Annotated in this window: 20 protein-coding genes; 16 read left to right on the top strand and 4 right to left on the bottom strand. The window is 34.8% G+C overall.

The genetic code is table 11. The features are described 5' to 3' along the window. Positions 1-122: 122 nt before the first annotated feature. On the bottom strand, positions 123-1,223 hold the full coding sequence (locus RBU60_RS13120; RefSeq protein ID WP_308865507.1) for a hypothetical protein: 1,101 nt from the start codon (positions 1,221-1,223) through the stop codon (positions 123-125). A gap of 189 nt (positions 1,224-1,412) precedes the next feature. Continuing rightward, positions 1,413-4,193, bottom strand: a complete 2,781-nt coding sequence (gene uvrA / locus RBU60_RS13115) for an excinuclease ABC subunit UvrA (protein WP_308865506.1) — start codon at positions 4,191-4,193, stop codon at positions 1,413-1,415. A gap of 239 nt (positions 4,194-4,432) precedes the next feature. On the opposite strand from uvrA, the gene RBU60_RS13110 reads away from it, so the two are divergent. Next, positions 4,433-5,020, top strand: a complete 588-nt coding sequence (locus tag RBU60_RS13110; protein ID WP_308865505.1) for an RNA polymerase sigma factor — start codon at positions 4,433-4,435, stop codon at positions 5,018-5,020. A 56-nt stretch (positions 5,021-5,076) separates the two neighbouring features. Continuing rightward, positions 5,077-5,229, top strand: a complete 153-nt coding sequence (locus RBU60_RS13105) for a hypothetical protein (RefSeq protein WP_308865504.1) — start codon at positions 5,077-5,079, stop codon at positions 5,227-5,229. Between the two features lie 22 nt (positions 5,230-5,251). Here RBU60_RS13105 and RBU60_RS13100 read toward each other — a convergent pair whose 3' ends face one another. Further along, positions 5,252-5,917, bottom strand: a complete 666-nt coding sequence (locus RBU60_RS13100; RefSeq protein WP_308865503.1) for an endonuclease III domain-containing protein — start codon at positions 5,915-5,917, stop codon at positions 5,252-5,254. A 30-nt stretch (positions 5,918-5,947) separates the two neighbouring features. Here RBU60_RS13100 and bcp point away from each other — a divergent pair, with 30 nt between their 5' ends. Continuing rightward, the gene (bcp, locus tag RBU60_RS13095) at positions 5,948-6,397 is read left to right on the top strand and encodes a thioredoxin-dependent thiol peroxidase (RefSeq protein ID WP_308865502.1); all 450 of its coding nucleotides are present in this window, start codon (positions 5,948-5,950) and stop codon (positions 6,395-6,397) included. On the opposite strand, the gene aroB is transcribed toward bcp, so the two are convergent. Continuing rightward, positions 6,398-7,462 carry a 3-dehydroquinate synthase gene (gene aroB / locus RBU60_RS13090; RefSeq protein ID WP_308865501.1) on the bottom strand — a complete coding sequence of 355 codons (1,065 nt, stop codon included), beginning with the start codon at positions 7,460-7,462 and terminating at the stop codon, positions 6,398-6,400. 87 nt (positions 7,463-7,549) lie between these two features. Here aroB and RBU60_RS13085 point away from each other — a divergent pair, with 87 nt between their 5' ends. The 13 genes from RBU60_RS13085 to RBU60_RS13025 all read left to right on the top strand — a co-directional run bounded on the left by RBU60_RS13085 (position 7,550) and on the right by RBU60_RS13025 (position 17,715). Beyond that, a complete protein-coding gene (locus tag RBU60_RS13085) occupies positions 7,550-8,743 on the top strand; it encodes a proline dehydrogenase family protein (protein WP_308865500.1) in 1,194 nt (397 codons plus the stop codon). A 79-nt stretch (positions 8,744-8,822) separates the two neighbouring features. Continuing rightward, positions 8,823-9,779: a YihY/virulence factor BrkB family protein gene (locus tag RBU60_RS13080; protein WP_308865499.1), complete on the top strand. Its 957-nt coding sequence runs from the start codon at positions 8,823-8,825 to the stop codon at positions 9,777-9,779. Between the two features lie 118 nt (positions 9,780-9,897). After that, entirely contained in the window at positions 9,898-10,446 is a 549-nt protein-coding gene (locus tag RBU60_RS13075) for a type 1 glutamine amidotransferase domain-containing protein (protein ID WP_308865498.1), read from the top strand. Between the two features lie 265 nt (positions 10,447-10,711). Beyond that, positions 10,712-12,532 (top strand): cbb3-type cytochrome c oxidase subunit I, encoded by a 1,821-nt coding sequence (locus RBU60_RS13070; RefSeq protein WP_407660211.1) that lies wholly within the window; start codon positions 10,712-10,714, stop codon positions 12,530-12,532. Between the two features lie 9 nt (positions 12,533-12,541). Next, positions 12,542-13,540 (top strand): cbb3-type cytochrome c oxidase subunit II, encoded by a 999-nt coding sequence (locus RBU60_RS13065; RefSeq protein ID WP_308865497.1) that lies wholly within the window; start codon positions 12,542-12,544, stop codon positions 13,538-13,540. Between the two features lie 18 nt (positions 13,541-13,558). Further along, a complete protein-coding gene (locus RBU60_RS13060) occupies positions 13,559-13,816 on the top strand; it encodes a hypothetical protein (protein ID WP_308865496.1) in 258 nt (85 codons plus the stop codon). Further along, on the top strand, positions 13,800-14,240 hold the full coding sequence (locus RBU60_RS13055; RefSeq protein ID WP_308865495.1) for a cytochrome C: 441 nt from the start codon (positions 13,800-13,802) through the stop codon (positions 14,238-14,240). The genes RBU60_RS13060 and RBU60_RS13055 overlap by 17 nt, the downstream gene beginning before the upstream one ends. Positions 14,241-14,346: 106 nt before the next feature. Then, positions 14,347-14,691, top strand: a complete 345-nt coding sequence (locus RBU60_RS13050) for a cupin domain-containing protein (protein ID WP_308865494.1) — start codon at positions 14,347-14,349, stop codon at positions 14,689-14,691. Continuing rightward, positions 14,691-15,464, top strand: a complete 774-nt coding sequence (locus RBU60_RS13045) for a class I SAM-dependent methyltransferase (protein WP_308865493.1) — start codon at positions 14,691-14,693, stop codon at positions 15,462-15,464. Before RBU60_RS13050 ends, RBU60_RS13045 begins: the two co-directional genes overlap by 1 nt. Positions 15,465-15,607: 143 nt before the next feature. Continuing rightward, positions 15,608-16,024, top strand: coding sequence for an OsmC family protein (locus RBU60_RS13040; RefSeq protein ID WP_308865492.1), 417 nt, complete (start codon positions 15,608-15,610; stop codon positions 16,022-16,024). A 104-nt stretch (positions 16,025-16,128) separates the two neighbouring features. Continuing rightward, positions 16,129-16,662 carry a DUF488 domain-containing protein gene (locus RBU60_RS13035; protein ID WP_308865491.1) on the top strand — a complete coding sequence of 178 codons (534 nt, stop codon included), beginning with the start codon at positions 16,129-16,131 and terminating at the stop codon, positions 16,660-16,662. A 19-nt stretch (positions 16,663-16,681) separates the two neighbouring features. After that, the gene (locus RBU60_RS13030) at positions 16,682-17,395 is read left to right on the top strand and encodes an SDR family oxidoreductase (protein WP_308865490.1); all 714 of its coding nucleotides are present in this window, start codon (positions 16,682-16,684) and stop codon (positions 17,393-17,395) included. A 32-nt stretch (positions 17,396-17,427) separates the two neighbouring features. Continuing rightward, positions 17,428-17,715, top strand: coding sequence for a hypothetical protein (locus RBU60_RS13025; RefSeq protein ID WP_308865489.1), 288 nt, complete (start codon positions 17,428-17,430; stop codon positions 17,713-17,715). Positions 17,716-17,822 lie beyond the last annotated feature (107 nt).

Here is a 17,822-nt window from a genome sequence, read left to right as displayed (position 1 = left end):
ATGTTTTTTTGCCATAATTTAAATCTATAAATATTTATGGACTCTAAAAAATCGTCACATCAAAGGTAGACACTCCATAAGCTATTTAGAAAGGGGAAAAACTAACCAACCAAAACTAACATTTATCTTCTGCGGGTAGCAGAAGTATCTCTGGTATTACTAGATGTACGTGTTTTATTCGCGTTTGGTTTTGTTCTACTGCTGTTATTTCGAGTAGAAACTCTTTGTTTTTGTGCAGGTTGAGCCTGGTTTGAACGCACTTGCTTTTTATTTCTTGTTGAAACGCTCTGCTTCTGTGGAGTCGGAGTTTTTATTGAACCTGCTTTTTCATTGCTTCTTCTCGTAGAAACCGATTTTCTCTTTGAAGAAGTCGTACCGCTATTGATCCTTCTTTCGCTATTGCGAATTACTTCTCTGTTTCCGTTACGCGTGTTCGCAGAACTTCTACGGGTATTATTTTGAGTAGATCTTCTAGTGTTTCGTGCGTTAGAGTTTCTAACGTTAGAAGCTTCATTAGCATTTCTTCTGGTGTTGTTACTTGCTAGACTTCTTCTAGTCGTACTAGTTTCACCTCTTCTATAATTCGTCACTCTTTGATTTGGTCTGTAAAAATCTCTTTGAGTACGAGGACTATAATGATTTCTATAGTAATCATAAGTTACTCTATGCGGATGGTAATAAGCTCTGTAAGGTCTTGTATAAACGATACCATGACTTGCTAACGGTCTTGTATAATACCTGTGCCAAGGTCTATGTACATAACCTCTATTATAAGAGTTGATGTATCCTCTAAAGTGAGAGAAATGACCATAACCATCGTAATACACGTTTAATCCACCTACATTTACGAGTCTTCCAGCGTTATTATAATTAACCCTAATGTTTCCGGCTTGTATGATTCGTCCATAATAATCATAATAGATAGGAACATTTTCTATTTGCACAATAGCTCCATAATCATCATATTGTACATAAGGATCATAATTGTAACCGCTATTAAAGCTAATGTTTACATTAGAATTTTGAATATTGACATTCGTGGTTGCTGGCTGATAATAAAAATCGAATTGTCCATCTGGATATATGGCAAATTCTATATTGTTTTCAGTAAAAATAATAGATTTACCATAATCATAATGTCTAGAGGTGTCGGCTCTATTTTCTTTTGCGAAAGCACTTGTTGCAATACATAGCAACAGCACTAGGTTGATAAACTTTTTCATGAGTATGGATTTTAATAGTTATTCTGTATGGTAAAAAACAATTAATGTGCCAAAGTGTTTATTACCTATTAATCAGTGAGTTGCAGAAATAAAAAAGGGCTCTTTAAAAAAGAACCCTTTAAACTAACTAACCAAAATTATGCTATTATGAAATACATAATCACTTAAATATGAGCAATAATTGTACCATTATAGCTTTTCTGAAAGATAAGGAGCCGTAAAGGATTTTTTGCTTTTTGCCACTTCTTCAGGAGTACCTTTTGCGATTAAATGTCCGCCTTTTATTCCTCCTTCTAAACCGAGATCAATGATGTAATCGGCACATTTTACCAAGTCCATATTATGTTCAATCACCACGACTGAATGTCCTTTTTCTATTAAGGCTTGAAAAGATTGAAGCAATTTTTTAATATCGTGAAAATGAAGCCCCGTAGTAGGTTCATCAAAAATAAATAAAGCCTTATCTTTAGTCGTAGCTTTTCCTAAAAAAGAAGCTAATTTAATACGTTGTGCTTCTCCTCCAGAAAGGGTAGAGGAGCTTTGTCCCAATGTAACATATCCCAAGCCAACATCTTGTAAAGACTGTAATTTTTTCACAATCTTAGCCTGATTTTCTTGGTTAAAGAAAGCAATAGCATCATCAATAGTCATGGTCAATACATCATCAATATTTTTCCCTTCAAACTTTACCTCTAAAACTTCTTTCTTAAAACGTTTCCCGTTACAAGTTTCACAAATTAAATGCACATCGGCCATAAACTGCATTTCTATGGTCACTTCGCCCTCTCCTTTACAGGTTTCACAACGTCCCCCATCTACATTAAAACTGAAGTGTTTCGTTTTAAAATTTCTAACTTGTGCTAATTTTTGTGAAGCAAAAAGCGACCGAATTACATCGTAAGCTTTAATGTAAGTCACAGGATTGGAGCGAGAAGACCTCCCAATAGGGTTTTGATCTACAAACTCTATGTGTTTTACATTTTCATACTTTCCTTTAATGGTCGTCATTTCTCCCACTTTGGCTCCGTAACCACCGGTTTCTTTCAAGATAGAAGGATAAAGTAATTTTCTTACCAAGGTGCTTTTTCCACTTCCTGAAACTCCCGTTACTGCTGTAAATACCCCTAAAGGAAACCTGACATCTATATTTTTTAAATTGTTTTCCCTAGCACCAATGATGTCTATATAATATTTATAACCTCTACGCTTTCGCGGAATTTCAATTTTATATTCTCCATTTAAGTATTTGGCAGTAAGCGAATCTGCTTTTAGAATTTCTTCATAATTTCCAACCGCTACTACTTCTCCGCCAAAAGTACCGGCTTCAGGACCAATATCTATAATTTCATCGGCGGCTTTCATCATATCTTCATCGTGTTCTACCACAATCACCGTATTCCCTAAATCTCTCAAATCTTTTAACACCTGAATCAGTTTCTCTGTATCTTTGGGATGAAGGCCAATGGAAGGTTCATCTAAAATGTACATAGAACCCACCAAACTAGAACCTAAAGAAGTGGCCAAATTGATTCGCTGGGATTCTCCGCCAGAAAGACTGTTGGACTTTCTATTTAGCGTTAAGTAATCTAAGCCAACGTTAGATAAAAACTCCAACCGACTGTTGATCTCTTTCAGAAGTCTTTTTGCGATGGCTTGATCTTGAGCATCTAATTTTAAGGTATTAAAGAAGTCTTTAAGATCTTGTAAAGGCATTTCTACCAAGGCTGTGATGGGACGATCATCAATTTTTACGTATTCTGCTTCTTTACGCAAACGTTTTCCTTTACAAACGGAGCACTTTGTTTTTCCGCGGTAACGCGAAAGCATTACTCTATTCTGAATTTTATAAGCTTTGGCTTCCATTTTATCGAAGAAAGCAGTTAAGCCTTTAAAATAAGAGTTTCCGTCCCATAAAAGTTGTTTTTGATCTTCCGTTAACTCAAAATAAGGTTTGTGAATAGGAAAATCAAATTTATGGGAGTTGTTCACCAGTTGATCTCGGTGAGAACTCATGCTTTCTCCACGCCAAGGAAAAATAGCGTTTTCATAAACAGAAAGGGAGGTATTGGGGAAGATCAAATCTTCATCGAGGCCCACTACATCTCCGTAACCTTCACATTTCGGACAAGAACCGTAAGGGTTATTAAAACTAAACAAGTGCACATTTGGCTCTAAGAATTTTATTCCGTCAAGCTCAAATTTATTACTGAATTGTTGTGTTTTCTCCTGCGTTAAATTCTCTACAAAAAGCTCTCCTTTTCCTTCATAAAATGCGGTCTGGATGGCATCCGCTAGACGGTTAAAAAAGTCTTCATCGTCTTTAATTACAATACGATCTACCACTAAAAAGGCTTCTCCTTTAATATCTTTTGGCGCTTCCTCTATACGTAAAACTTGATCCTTCCATTTAATTCGGCTAAAGCCTTGTTGTTGTAATACGTTCAGCTTCTCTAATAAATCTCTTCCTTTTTCGATATGAATAGGAGCGAGGAGGAGCAATTTTTCTTTTACAGCCAAAGATTTGAAATACGCAACCACATCGGTTACCGTATCTTTCTTTACTTGTTTTCCCGAAACGGGAGAAAATGTTTTTCCTATTCTGGCGTATAATAGTTTGAGGTAGTCATAAACTTCTGTAGAAGTCCCTACGGTAGAACGTGGATTGGTGGAATTTACTTTTTGCTCTATCGCAATTGCAGGAGCAATTCCTTTTATATAATCTACTTTAGGCTTGTCTAGCCTTCCTAAAAACTGCCTCGCATACGAAGAAAGACTTTCCACATACCGCCGTTGTCCTTCCGCGTAAAGCGTATCAAAAGCTAAACTTGATTTCCCCGAACCCGACAAACCGGTAATTACCACCAGTTTATTGCGAGGAATCACCACATCTATATTTTTTAGATTGTGGAGTTTGGCTCCTTTTATAATTATATTTTCTTTTGGATTTATTTTTGAAAGATCTCTTATCATCACTGTTTATAAAGCTATCCAGCAAAGGTAATTAATAAACAGACGGTATAAAAGGATTGATTTAGCAGAAAAAACGTTAAAATAATTAACTTTTGTGTGATTGTCTCAATTATATTTATATATTTACCTCGAACAAAAAGAATATTTCTGCCTATTGCATAGAGTTACTTAAAAAAAACCCAAATTTTTAATTTAAACATACCGAGAACTTTTCTTGTATGTTTACCTAAGTAACTTGTATGAAAAAAATCAAAACATCTACAGACGCATATCTTGTTAGTTGCTATATGAAAGGTGACGAATTAGCTTTATCTAAATTAGTTAATCGCCATCAGCAACGTTTATATAATTTTATTTACTCTAAAGTATTTGATCGTGATGTCACTGAAGATATCTTTCAGGACACCTTTATAAAGGTGATTAGAACCTTGAAACGAGGAAAATATAATGAAGAGGGTAAGTTTTTACCTTGGGTGATGAGAATTGCTCACAACCTTGTAATTGATTACTTTAGAAAAAATAACCGCATGCCTAAATTTGACTGCAGCGGTGATTTTGATATTTTCGATGTTTTAAAAGATGATGGTTTAGATGCGGAACGTTTGATGGTGAAAAATCAAATAGAGAATGATGTGAAAAATCTAATCGAGGAACTTCCAGAGGATCAAAAAGAAGTGTTGGTCATGCGTATATATAAAGACATGAGCTTTAAGGAAATTGCCGCGCGAACCGATGTAAGTATCAATACCGCGCTGGGAAGAATGAGGTATGCATTAATCAACTTAAGAAAGGTGATAGAAAAGCACAATATTGTTTTAACCAATTAATACAATAAGTCCATTTTTTTTTCGTTATTTTAAAAGACTAACGAAAAAAACCATAAATGGCTAAACTTTACTTACATAAACCTTCTAAAGAAGAAAAATTGGGAAACCTACAACCTCGCAAAGAAACCATCGCTTTTTTGCTAAATTACTCTAAGGCTTTAAGTGTTATAGATTATAAAAATATGAAGTTTGAAGCACTTCTTAACTAAACTTTAAAGAACCCGTTGTTAGCTACCGGGTTCTTTTTTTTGTTTTAGCATAATTTTCTAACACACTTTTTCTACCAATAGTCTTAGTGATCACATCTTTCTCTAAATTCCAGCCTCTTGCCGGAGAATACTCCCTTCCATACCAAATGATTTGCAGGTGCAACTCATTCCATATATTTCTAGGGAACAATCTTTTGGCATCCTTTTCTGTTTGTTTTACATTCTTTCCATTGGTTAGATTCCAACGGTACATCAATCTATGAATATGAGTATCTACAGGAAAAGCAGGTATTCCAAAAGCTTGAGATACTACCACACTTGCCGTTTTATGACCTACAGCAGGAAAGGTTTCTAATATTTCGATATCCTCGGGAACGATGCCGTGATGATCTTCAATTAGCATCTTAGATAGGCCATATATTCCTTTAGCTTTCATAGGTGATAAACCTACAGGCCTGATGATTTCTCTTATTTCCTCTACCGACATCTTAACCATTTCATAAGGATTGTCTGCTCTCGCGAAAAGAATAGGGGTAATCTGATTTACTTTTTTATCGGTGCATTGTGCAGAAAGTAAAACGGCAATTAATAAGGTATAGGGATCTTGATGATCTAAAGGAACGGGAATTGTAGGATAGAGTTCCTTTAACGTATTTATAACGAAACTTACTTTTTCTTGCTTGTTCATTTTATGTATTTTTAAACAAAAATAACAATTATGACCACATTACAAGAAGGAGATCAGGCTCCAAATTTTTCAGCAAAAGATCAAGACGGAAATACGCACCAACTTAGCGACTATAAAGGAAAGAAACTAGTGGTTTTTTTCTATCCTAAAGCAAGTACTCCTGGTTGTACCACCGAAGCATGTAACCTACGTGATAATTGGGAGACGTTTCGAAAAAAAGGTTATGATATTTTGGGGGTAAGTGCAGATACTCCTAAAAGACAGCAAAATTTTAAAAATAAACACGAACTACCTTATCCTTTGTTAGCCGATGAAGAAAAGGAAGTCATTAAAGCTTTTGGGGTTTGGGGACCTAAAAAGTTTATGGGGAAAGAATATGAAGGCATTCACCGAACCACTTTTGTGATTGATGAAAACGGAAAAATAGAAACTGTCATTTCTAAAGTAAAAACTAAAGCGCACGCAGAGCAAATTCTATAGTTATTCGCTATAAAATTTAAAGCTTTCTTCGATTAAATCATTAGAGACTTGGCAGTCTATGATAGGTTCTCCTATTGCTGATAAAAGAACAAAATTGATATTGCCATGACTGTTCTTTTTATCGTATTTCATGAGCTCTATGATAGGAGCCAGGTCTTTTTTATGAAACTCTACTTTTGCAAAGGTTTTTAAAATTGTTTCTTTTATTTCTTTAGTTTGCGAATCTCCCAAGCCTTTAAGTTGGTTAGAAAGGTACGCGGCGAGAATCACTCCTACAGCAACGGCTTCTCCGTGTAATAGCGATTTTTCTTTGTGTTCTAAAAAATAGCTTTCTATGGCATGGCCTAGCGTATGACCAAAGTTTAAGGTTTTTCTAATTCCATCTTCATTAAGATCTTGGGTAACAATAGTGTTTTTAATTAGAATGGATTCATAAATTAAAGCGTCCAAGTCTTCTAACGTTAGCTGAGATAAATCACTCATTTTTTTCCAATAATTAAGATCATAAATAAGCCCGTGTTTAAGCATTTCTGCCAATCCGCTTCTCATTTCACTAGCACTTAAGGTATTTAGGAATCTGGTATCTATAAGAACCATTTCGGGATTGCTAATCACTCCAATCTGATTCTTCAACTTTCCTAGATCTACTCCAGTTTTTCCGCCAACGGCAGCATCTACCATTCCTAATAAGCTAGTTGGGATATTAATGTAAGCAATTCCTCTTTTAAAGGTAGAAGCAACAAATCCGCCAAGATCTGTAACCACGCCACCGCCTAAATTAATACATAAGGACTTCCTATCGGCATCCAATTCTGATAGAGTTTCCCATATTCCGTTACATGTATTTATATTTTTCTCTTTTTCTCCAGAATCAATTTCAATAATTTCTATACTAATATCTGTGGCTAACAACTGTAAAAAATGGGGTAAACAAAGCTCTTTGGTATTTGAATCTACTAGAATAAAAACCTTAGAAGGTTGGGATTCTTTGAGATAGGTGTTTAAAGATTGGTATGCCATTTCTCCAAAGTGTATGCAATTGTTAATAGAAACTATAGATTTCATTAAAGTTGATGTTAAATGAGTGCCGAAATTAAATAGAAAAAAGAAAATAGTGTTACTTCGCGGCTTATATTTACAAAAAAATAAGCGTTGATGGTTACTAAGATTTTTAATAATACAAAGAGAGCTTTTGCTTTAAAAAATGATAGTGAGTTAAAAAAATCTTTATACATTTTTAGTATGATGAATAAAGGTTTTTTAGTGGCTATTGGGACGAGACTTACTAATCTTGCTCTAAAACTGCATTTGCCTGTAGAAGGTATTATCAAGAAAACTATTTTTAAAATGTTTTGTGGAGGAACTTCTAAAGAAGACTGCTTGCCCATCATTAAAGAAATGCATGAAATGAACGTGCATAGTGTATTGGATTTTTCTTCGGAAGGAAAAGAGGAGGAAGAACAATTTGATAAAGCCTTAGAGACAAAATCTGGTCTTGTAGAGTTTGCAAATAAGCAAGAAGCAATTCCGTTCACGGTATTTAAACCTACAGGAATAGGAAGCTTCGCTATTTGGGAAAAAGTGTCTATTAAAAAAGAGCTTAATAAAGAGGAACAAAAAGAATGGAATAGAGTAGTGGCTCGTGTAGATGAAATTTGCCAATTGGCACATCAATTGGATATGAGAATTTTGGCCGATGCCGAAGAATCTTGGATGCAAACCGCGGCAGACGATTTATTGGAAGAAATGATGTCTAAGTACAATCAAGAAAAAGTAATTGTGTATAACACTTTACAATGCTACCGTTGGGACAGGCTTCAATATGCAAAAGACCTGCATAAGCGTGCTAAAAATAATGGTTTTAAAGTGGGAATTAAGATTGTGCGTGGTGCCTATATGGAAAAGGAAAATGCGAGAGCAGAAAAAATGGGGTATCCAACTCCTATTTGCGAAGATAAAGAAGCGACCGATGTTAACTTTAATACGGTAATTTACTATGCGTTACAAAATTTGGAAGATATTTCACTCTATATTGGAACGCATAATGAGGTAAGTACCTATTTAACCATGCAGTTAATGGAAGAAAAAGACATACCTAAAGATGATGAAAGAATATGGTTTAGTCAGCTTTTTGGAATGAGTGATCATATTTCCTTTAATTTAGGCCTTAACGGATATAATGCAGCAAAATTGGTTCCTTTTGGTCCTATTAGAGATGTAATACCTTATTTAATTAGAAGAGCACAAGAAAACTCTTCAGTTAAAGGACAAACTGGTAGAGAATATGCTTTATTGTTAGAGGAAAAACAACGTAGAGAAGGACAGTTTACCAAGACTATGGCTTAAAGTTTTACAGCTTTTTTAACGAAATTAAATCTGCCTTAGCGGGCAGATTTTTTATTTTTAATATAAAATTATATTATCCATGAAGGAAAAGTTACTAGTTCTCAGAAAAACATACCAAAACTGGATGAATAATGAGCCTTTTCAGCACAGTGCTGTAGTGGCATATTATACGCTTTTTTCTTTACCTTCACTATTATTAATCATTACTTGGATTGCGGGTTATTTTTTTAAACGTTCTAATGTGGAACAAAAATTAATTGCTCAAATAAGCGATATTACGGGGCCTGAAACTGCGGATTCTATCCAATCTATGATAGGGAGCGCTGTGATTGAGGAAGGAAATTTTATGACTTTAATCATTAGTATAGGAGTTTTAGTATTTGGTGCTACAGGAGCATTTTTTCAGCTTAAAAAAGCAATGAATAATATTTGGAGTGTTCGCCCTAAAAATGACAATATAAAAGGTATCATTTTAGATAGGATAATTTCTCTAGGAATGATCTTTGTTATTGGCTTTCTGATGTTAATTTCATTAGTTGTCTCTACATTAATTTCCTATTTAAGCGATTACATCAGCGTTTATGCGCCCAAAATTACCTCTTATGGGGTAGGAGTACTTAATTTTATATTGAGCTATATATTTATAGGATTTTTATTTGCTAGTATAATTAGATTATTACCCGATATAAAAATTAAATGGAAAACTACTTTCATTGGGGCTTCTTTAACCACACTTTTGTTTTTAATTGGTAAGTATTTATTAGGATTTTATTTTAGTGAAAGTGATCCTGCCTCGGCTTATGGTGGAGCCTCATCTGTCGTTTTAATTTTATTATGGGTTTATTATTCTTGTCTTATTTTGTTTTTTGGAGCAGAATTTACCGTACAATATGCCTTGTATAAGAATGAAGATATTGTACCTAGTAATCTAGCAGAACCTGCCTATTATCAGGAGCTAGAAGAATTAGAAGAAAAGCGTCGAGAAATTGAACGTAATAAAAAAGACTTAGATAAACTTTCAGAACCTAGAGATTAATTTATCGTTATGATTTTTTAACGGATTGTGCATTAAAGTTTAAGCTTACTTTAGGAAAAAATAAGCATATTCTTTTTAACTTAGTATAAAATAAAACACGAATTTAAAAAAGAATATTATGAAAAAGAAAGTAGCTATTTTAGCCACCAATGGATTTGAAGAAAGTGAATTAAATTCTCCTTTAGAAGCATTAAAGAATGAAGGTTTTGATGTAGATATAGTAAGTTTAAAAAGCGGAAGTATAAAAAGTTGGACAGATGGCGATTGGGGAAAAGATTTTAAGGTAGATAAAACCTTAAGTGAAGTTTCTTCTAAAAATTACAATGCTTTGGTATTGCCAGGCGGAGTGATTAATCCAGATAAATTAAGAATTGACGAAGATGCAATAACATTTATACAAGACTTCTTTAAAGAAGGTAAACCAGTTGCAGCTATATGCCACGGTGGTTGGCCACTTATTAACGCAGAAGTAGTTAAAGGCAGAACGATGACTTCTTTCAAATCTATTAGGAAAGATTTAGAAAATGCGGGAGCCAATTGGGTAGATAAAGAAGTAGTTGTAGATCAAGCTTTGGTAACGAGTAGAAATCCTGGCGATTTAAAAGCTTTTAATGCTAAAGTGATTGAAGAAATTCACGAAGGAAAACACGAACTACAACACGCGTAAAATGTAGAAATAGTTTAGATGTTTTCATCTATACAGAGAAGGTTTGAGTTAATTGTCAGACCTTTTTTTGATTTAATTAGTAAATTTATTTATTCTCGAATCTCTTTTTTAGATTAAAGGTGATTTTTGTCATTAAATATTCTTTTATGAGTTCAATCATAAAATTATGACTTAATAAAAAATACTTTTGTTGCTGATTCTTTATAGACAAAATGAATCGAGCAAATGCTCTATTTTAAACTAAAAACGTTTAATGTCGTTATTTATGAAAAACAGTAAAATCTATTTTCTTTCCACAGTATTGTTATTGCTTTCATTTGTTGGAAACGCTCAAAACAGTCAAATGACTAAGGATTGGGAAACTAGTCCTGGAATTATTGGTACCGTTGTACTTGTAATTATCGTGTTATTTGTCGCAGTAGTCATTTTTTTAGCCAAACTAAATGCTTATCTCGATAGGTTAAAGCAAAAGAAGCTAAATCAAGATCGAATGGCTTTTAGTGATGAGTTAGTTTCTTTAGATAATGATGAAATTGATAGTATTCTTGAAAACCGAAAGAAAGCTTTAAACTATAAGCTGAAGGGCGATGAGTTAGGAAGCTTAAATAAAGCGGTAGATAAAAAAGGATTGGTGAAACGCGTTAGGAAAGATCCTAACAATTCATTTTTTGACGAAAAAAAGAAAACACCTCTTAGTATAGAAACTCCAAAAGAGTTAAAACAAATCGTTACCTATTATTTGGCAGCCGCTACTTTTTGGCTGGTATTTGGAACTTTAGTAGGAGAGTACCTCGGACTTAAATTTATTTGGCCAGAGTTAGATAAAATTTCTTTCTTATCTTTTGGTAGACTTAGACCAGTACATACCAATACGGTTTTCTGGGGCTGGGCTTCATTAGCCATGATTGGATTAGGCTATTTTGTAATCGCCAGAACTTCCAACACCAAAATTTATAGTTATGCCAAGGCAAAAATCGCCTGGATATTGATTAACGCAACCGTATTGTTAGGGAACATAGCGCTAATGTCTGGTATCAATAATGGCGGGGGAGAATATAGAGAATATATTTGGCCTATTATGCTTTTATTCGCTATAGGTTTAATTCTTACATTATATAATTTTTATAAAACGGTAGCCACTCGAAAGATAAAAGAAATTTATATTTCCAACTGGTTTATTCTTGCGGCTTTAGTTTGGACGATCGTGCTTTCGGTGATTGGTTATTTGCCCTTTTATCAAAATGGAATGGGAGAAACCGTTATTCAAGGATATTATATGCACCAAGGCGTAGGGATGTGGTTTATGACCTTTACGCTCGGATTGGTTTATTACTACCTTCCGGCTACCTTAAATAAGCCTATTTATTCTTATTCATTAGGTGTATTAGCCTTCTGGACACAGATGTTGTTTTATACAATGATTGGAACGCACCACTTTGTTTTTAGTCCGTTACCTTGGTGGCTACAAACTGTGGCTATTGTTTTTAGTGCTGGGATGTTTATTCCAGTAATTGCAGGATCTACTAACTTCTTAATGACCATGCGTGGTGCTTGGAATCACATTTCAAAAAGTTATGTGCTACCTTTCTTTCTAGTAGGAGTTATCTTCTACTTTGTAGGATCTAGTCAAGGAAGTTTTCAAGCTTTCCGATTTACCAATTTCGTTTGGCACTTTACAGATTTTAACGTAGCACACTCTCATATGACGATGTACGGGATTATTTGTTTTTTATTATGGGGTTGTATTTATACGATTGTTCCGAAACTAAATGGAAAGGAGCCTTCCCAATTATTGGTTGGAGGTCATTTTTGGCTAGCTTTTATAGGTCTTTTTGCCTATATGATTTCATTGATGTATGGAGGTACTTTAAGGGGTTTAAGCTGGATGGAAGGTAATCCATTTATGGAATCGGTTACGTTGATGCAGCCTTATTGGGTATGGCGTGCTGTAGGTGGAACCTTAATGTTTATTTCGCATTTAGTTTTTGCTTATAACTTCTATTATATGGTTAAAAAAGAACCAGAGAAGTCTACCAAAAGAAATGGAGGAACAGAAATAATTAAAGGAGAATCGGTAACCGTTTAAAAAATAGATATGTTAGATTTTAATACAAATCATAAAGCTTTACTACTTACCGCTTTTGGCGTGTTTGCAGTGCTTAGTATAGGAGTTGCGATTATACCTGCTTTTCAATTAGATAGCTACCAACCGCTTCCTGATCAACCTGAATTAACAGATACAGAGTTTGAAGGCTTGCACGTTTTTATAGGCGAAGGCTGTGTAGCCTGTCATACGCAACAGGTAAGAAATATTGAAATGGATGCCATGTGGGGAGATCGTCCTTCTATTCCTGAAGATTATGTGTACAGTAAAAAACGATTAGATATTTGGCGTCAATCTGCTTCTTTATTAGGAAGTGAGCGTACAGGACCCGATTTAACCAATGTTGGGGTAAGACAACCCGGTGCGGCTTGGCAATTACTCCACTTATACAATCCAAGAGCAGTTTCTGAAGAATCTATTATGCCTAGTTTTCCTTGGTTATTTGAAGAAGTAGATAGTACCAGTGTAAGAGAAGATGATGTGGTGGTTGCAGTACCTAGTCAGTTTCTAGACAATCCTAGTAAGAAAATAGTTGCGAGTGAAGAAGCTATGCAGCTTGTGGCGTACCTTCAGTCGTTAAAACAACCTAAAATGCCAGAGAATTCTGAACCAGAATTTATTCCTTTCTCTAAAATAAAAGAAGCTGCTGGAGGTGGTTCTGCTTCAGCTTCAAAAGGCTTAGATGGGGAGAAATTATTTATGAATAAATGTTCTGCTTGTCATCAAGCTAACGGAAAAGGTGTTCCGGGAGCATTTCCGCCTTTAGCGGGAAGCGAAACCGTAAATAATGAAGATCCAGAAAAAATGATTAGAATTATTTTGGAAGGTTATAATGAAATGGAAGGTTATGGTCCTATGCAAGCTTTTGCAGACCAATTAACAGATGCTGAAGTCGCTGCCATTATGAATTACGAAAGAAACAGCTGGGGTAATGAAGCGCCAGAAGTAAAAGAAGAAGACGTTAAAAAAGTTAGGGATTCTAAATTATAGAACGAAATAAATAAGTTTATGAAACAGAAGCATTTTTTAGTACTACTTATCTTATTATTTACTACTCCTACGTGGGCGCAATGGTATTGTGAACCTACAGCGGCAACAAATGGAGATCCTCTTGAGTCTAATGCCGTAGTGGATGCAGTAATTATTTGGGTAGCCGTTGCTATTGTCATATTCACCTTATTTTTAAGTATCAAATTTTTAGTAAAACCTGAAGAAAAGAACCCTAACCACATTAAAAATATTACCAAAGATGAAGGACTCTCATAACATAGAAGACAATCGGATTATTAAGGTATTCCTAGATGAAGAGGTACAGCCTTTTGCTGAATTTGCTCCGCCTGTAAAGTTTGTTTTGGACACTACAAAAATTCCTGATGGCAAACACCAACTTAAGATTGTAGCTAAATCATCTAATCAGGTAGAAGGAGTTAAACTTATTCCATTTGAAGTTAAAAATGGCCCCGAAATTTCTGTGATTGGATTGAAAGAAAACGAGGTGATTGATACCCAAACTTCCATCATCATTAATGCCTATGGAAGTGAAACTAACGATAAGTTTATTATTAGAGGCTCAGAGAATCCTAAAGCCATTCCGTCTTGGATTTGGGCTTTATTGATTGTGGTGTTTGCTTTTGGATTATTCTACTTTATAATGTACTGGAAGCAAGATTTATATGAGTCTTTCTTTTAACTAAAAAGAATCATTTTTTTTTACGAAATAAGTCTGTAATTAAATAAATTTTAGCTAATTTTAAATCATTCTAAATAAGCTAATTCATTTATAAAACAGACAACGTATGAAAACTGCATCATTAACATCCAACCTAGAGTATAACGAGAGTCGTCCTAATATTAAGGTTTTATTGGATACGGAACATGGGAAAGAAATAAGGATCGTCTTTAAGAAAGGACAGATTATGAAGGAGCACAAAACTCCTTTTCCTATTGTAGTAGAAATCTTTGAAGGAAGAATAGACTTTGGAGTTTGTGGAGAAAATCATATTCTAAATAAAGGAGAATTGATTGCTTTGGAAGGAAGTGTTCCCCACGATTTAACAGCGCAAGAAGATAGTATTGTTCGGCTGAGTTTAAACAAACAGGATACGGCTAAACGCGTGGAAGATGTAGCCAAAAAGTCCTGATGAAAAACAAGACGATAGATACCGAGCAGGGGCATTGGATTTTAGCCAAAATGGGCAAAAAAGTATTACGTCCAGGTGGAAAAGAACTCAGTTTAAAGCTTATCGATGCTTTACATATTAGTAAGGGTGACGATATCGTAGAGTTTGCACCAGGAATTGGATACACAGCAAATTTTTTGCTTAAGAAAAATCCTAAAACTTACACAGGGATTGAATTAAATGAGGAAGCCGCACGTGATTTAACGAAGAAAATTGGTGGCACAAATCATAAAATAATCAATACCAACGCAGCTCATACCGGTTTAAAAGAAGCCCATGCGAATAAGCTAATTGGAGAAGCCATGCTTACTATGCAGGCTGATCATCGAAAATCTGAAATTATTGCAGAAGCTTATCGGATTCTAAAAAAAGGAGGACTTTACGGAATTCACGAATTGGGATTGACTCCCAATGATATTTCTGATAAAACCAAAGCTAGTATTCAACGAAAATTAGCACAAAGCATTCGTGTTAATGCCAGACCTCTAACGCAACAAGAGTGGTGTGAACTTTTAAAGAAAGAAGGTTTTAAAATAAAAGAAGTTTTTGAATCGCCTATGCATCTTTTAAACCCTAGCAGAGTTATCAAAGACGAAGGTTTCTTTAGAACTTTAAAAATAGGTTTTAATGTGTTAACGCATCCCAAAGAACGAGCTCGCATCATGAAAATGAGAAAGGTATTTAAAAAGTATGAGTCGCAAATGACTGCTTTTGGTATTATCGCCGAAAAATAATTTAAATAGAAAACCAATATCCTCGAGGCTTTTCCTTGAGGTATGAATCTTAAAAATAATTAAAATTTCGAGGTAATCTTGGTCGGATGATACGGGTAGAACTCGATAAAATAACCCCCTCCATGAGGGAAAAACAAATACTTATGAAACGTACAGCAAAAGCCGTTTGGAGCGGTTCTATAAAAGAAGGAGAAGGAAAAATCTCTACACAGAGTAAAGCTTTAAACGAGGCTGCTTATTGTTTTGCCTCTCGTTTTGAGAACGACAATAATACGAACCCAGATGAATTGCTGGCAGCTTCTCACGCGGGATGTTTTGCTATGGCCTTGAGTTTAATTTTAGGGAAAGAAGGTTTTACACCAGATTCTCTAGAAGTATCGGCTACGGTAACTATGAATGCTGAAGCATTAGAACTTACAGAGTCTCATTTAAAGCTTAAAGCAAAAATACCAAACATAGACAAATACAAGTTTATGGAATGTGCCAATGCTGCAAAAGACAACTGTCCAGTAAGCAAAGCATTATCTTTAAACATTAGCCTAGAGGCAGAACTAGCGTAAACTAGAGATTCAAATCACTATGTTTCACTAAAACGATGCTCTTTGTCTCTCTTTGGCAAGGAGCATTGTAATTTTAGCCTAAATCCATTAAAATCATTTTGAAAATGTCTACTTCTAAACATAAAACCATTTACACCATTGGACACTCCACACATTCGTTAGAAGAATTTCTAGCGATGTTAACCTCGGTTGGAGTAGAAGTGGTAGCAGATGTAAGAAGCATGCCTGGATCAAGAAAATTCCCACAGTTTAATCAAGATGCTTTAGCAGATTCTTTACGGAAGCACAACATTGACTATCAATATTTTGAGGATTTAGGGGGGAGAAGAAAAACAAGCCCCGATTCTAAAAACAAGGTTTGGCGCAATGAATCTTTTAGAGGTTACGCCGATTATATGGAAACGGATAGCTTTAAAGAAGGACTAAAAAAGCTAGAGGAAGTGGCCAATACCAAAAAAGTAGCTATCATGTGTGCTGAAGCGGTTTGGTGGCGTTGTCATCGCTCTATGATTTCCGATATTTTAAAAGCAGAATCCTGGGAGGTTCTACATATTATGGGAGAGAATAAAACGACAGAACATCCCTATACGCAACCAGCAAAAGTGACAAAAGGTAAACTTACTTACGAAGAAGATTAATTTAAAGTAAAAATTATTTATGAATATTCAAGATAAAATAGCAATTGTAACTGGTGCTAGTAGCGGTTTAGGAAGAGCATTTTCAACATCATTGGTAGAAAAAGGAGCTTTGGTTTACGGTCTTGCCAGAACAGAAAAAGCCTTACAAGAATTAAAACAAGAATTAGGGGAAAATTTTATTCCAGTGGTGTTGGATATTTCGGAAGAAAAAAAGGTAGAAGAATGGGTGAGTGATACTTTTTCTAAGAAAAATATTCCGCAGGTATTAGTTAATAATGCAGGCTTAGGTTCCTTTAATAAAATCGAAGAGACTTCTTGTAACGAATGGTCTGGAATGATTAACGCTAACTTAAACGGAATGTTTCTTATCACCACGAATATCGTTAAGCTTATGAAAACCACTTCAGAAGTAAAGCATATTGTAAATATAGGATCTGTTTTAGGGAAAGTAGGCCGACCAGAGAGCGCGGCTTATTGTACTACAAAATTTGGAGTACAAGGATTTAGCGCTGCCTTGCTAAAAGAATTGCGTGTAGATCATATTAAAGTTACGTGTTTGAATCCGGGTTCTATTGCCACTGATTTCTTTAAAACTTCTGGAATTGAATCGCATCAACATATGCTTCAACCTAAAGATTTAGCCGATACCTTAATACATATTCTAGAAACTCCAGACAATATGCTTATAGACGAAATTACGGTGCGTCCTTTAAATCCTAAGAAACCAGATTAAGAGTATTTATAAGAACTTAAAAACTAGAAAAAATGGATTTCATTGATCATTTATTAGATTACTTTAAAAAGCCAAGAGAGGAAACGAAAAACACTTCTCCAGAAGGCACTTGTCCTGTTTGTTGGGGGCATCAAGAGTATGATTCGAAAATACGTACAGTATTAAAAGACAAGCAAATAGATGTAAATAATCATAGCGATAGCTATATGAAAGTTCAAAAATTTGTGGTTAAATACATTGACGGCATAAGACTTAAAAAAGGATACGTAGAAGCTTGTCCTAAATGTGGAAGCAAAGAAGAGAACTTAGAAAAGAAATAATTACGCGTTGCTCTAAATAAAAAAGAAGAAAATGTAGACTTCCCCTTTTTAGGACAGTGCTAAATTAGAAAATATTATTCATTTAGACGTTGATTTTGGTTCAAATG

The sequence above is a fragment of the Mesonia profundi genome (assembly GCF_031085155.1).
Taxonomy (GTDB): Bacteria; Bacteroidota; Bacteroidia; order Flavobacteriales; family Flavobacteriaceae; genus Mesonia; species Mesonia profundi.
The sequence above is the reverse complement of the archived record's forward strand: the minus strand, read 5'-3'. Positions and strand labels throughout refer to the sequence as shown.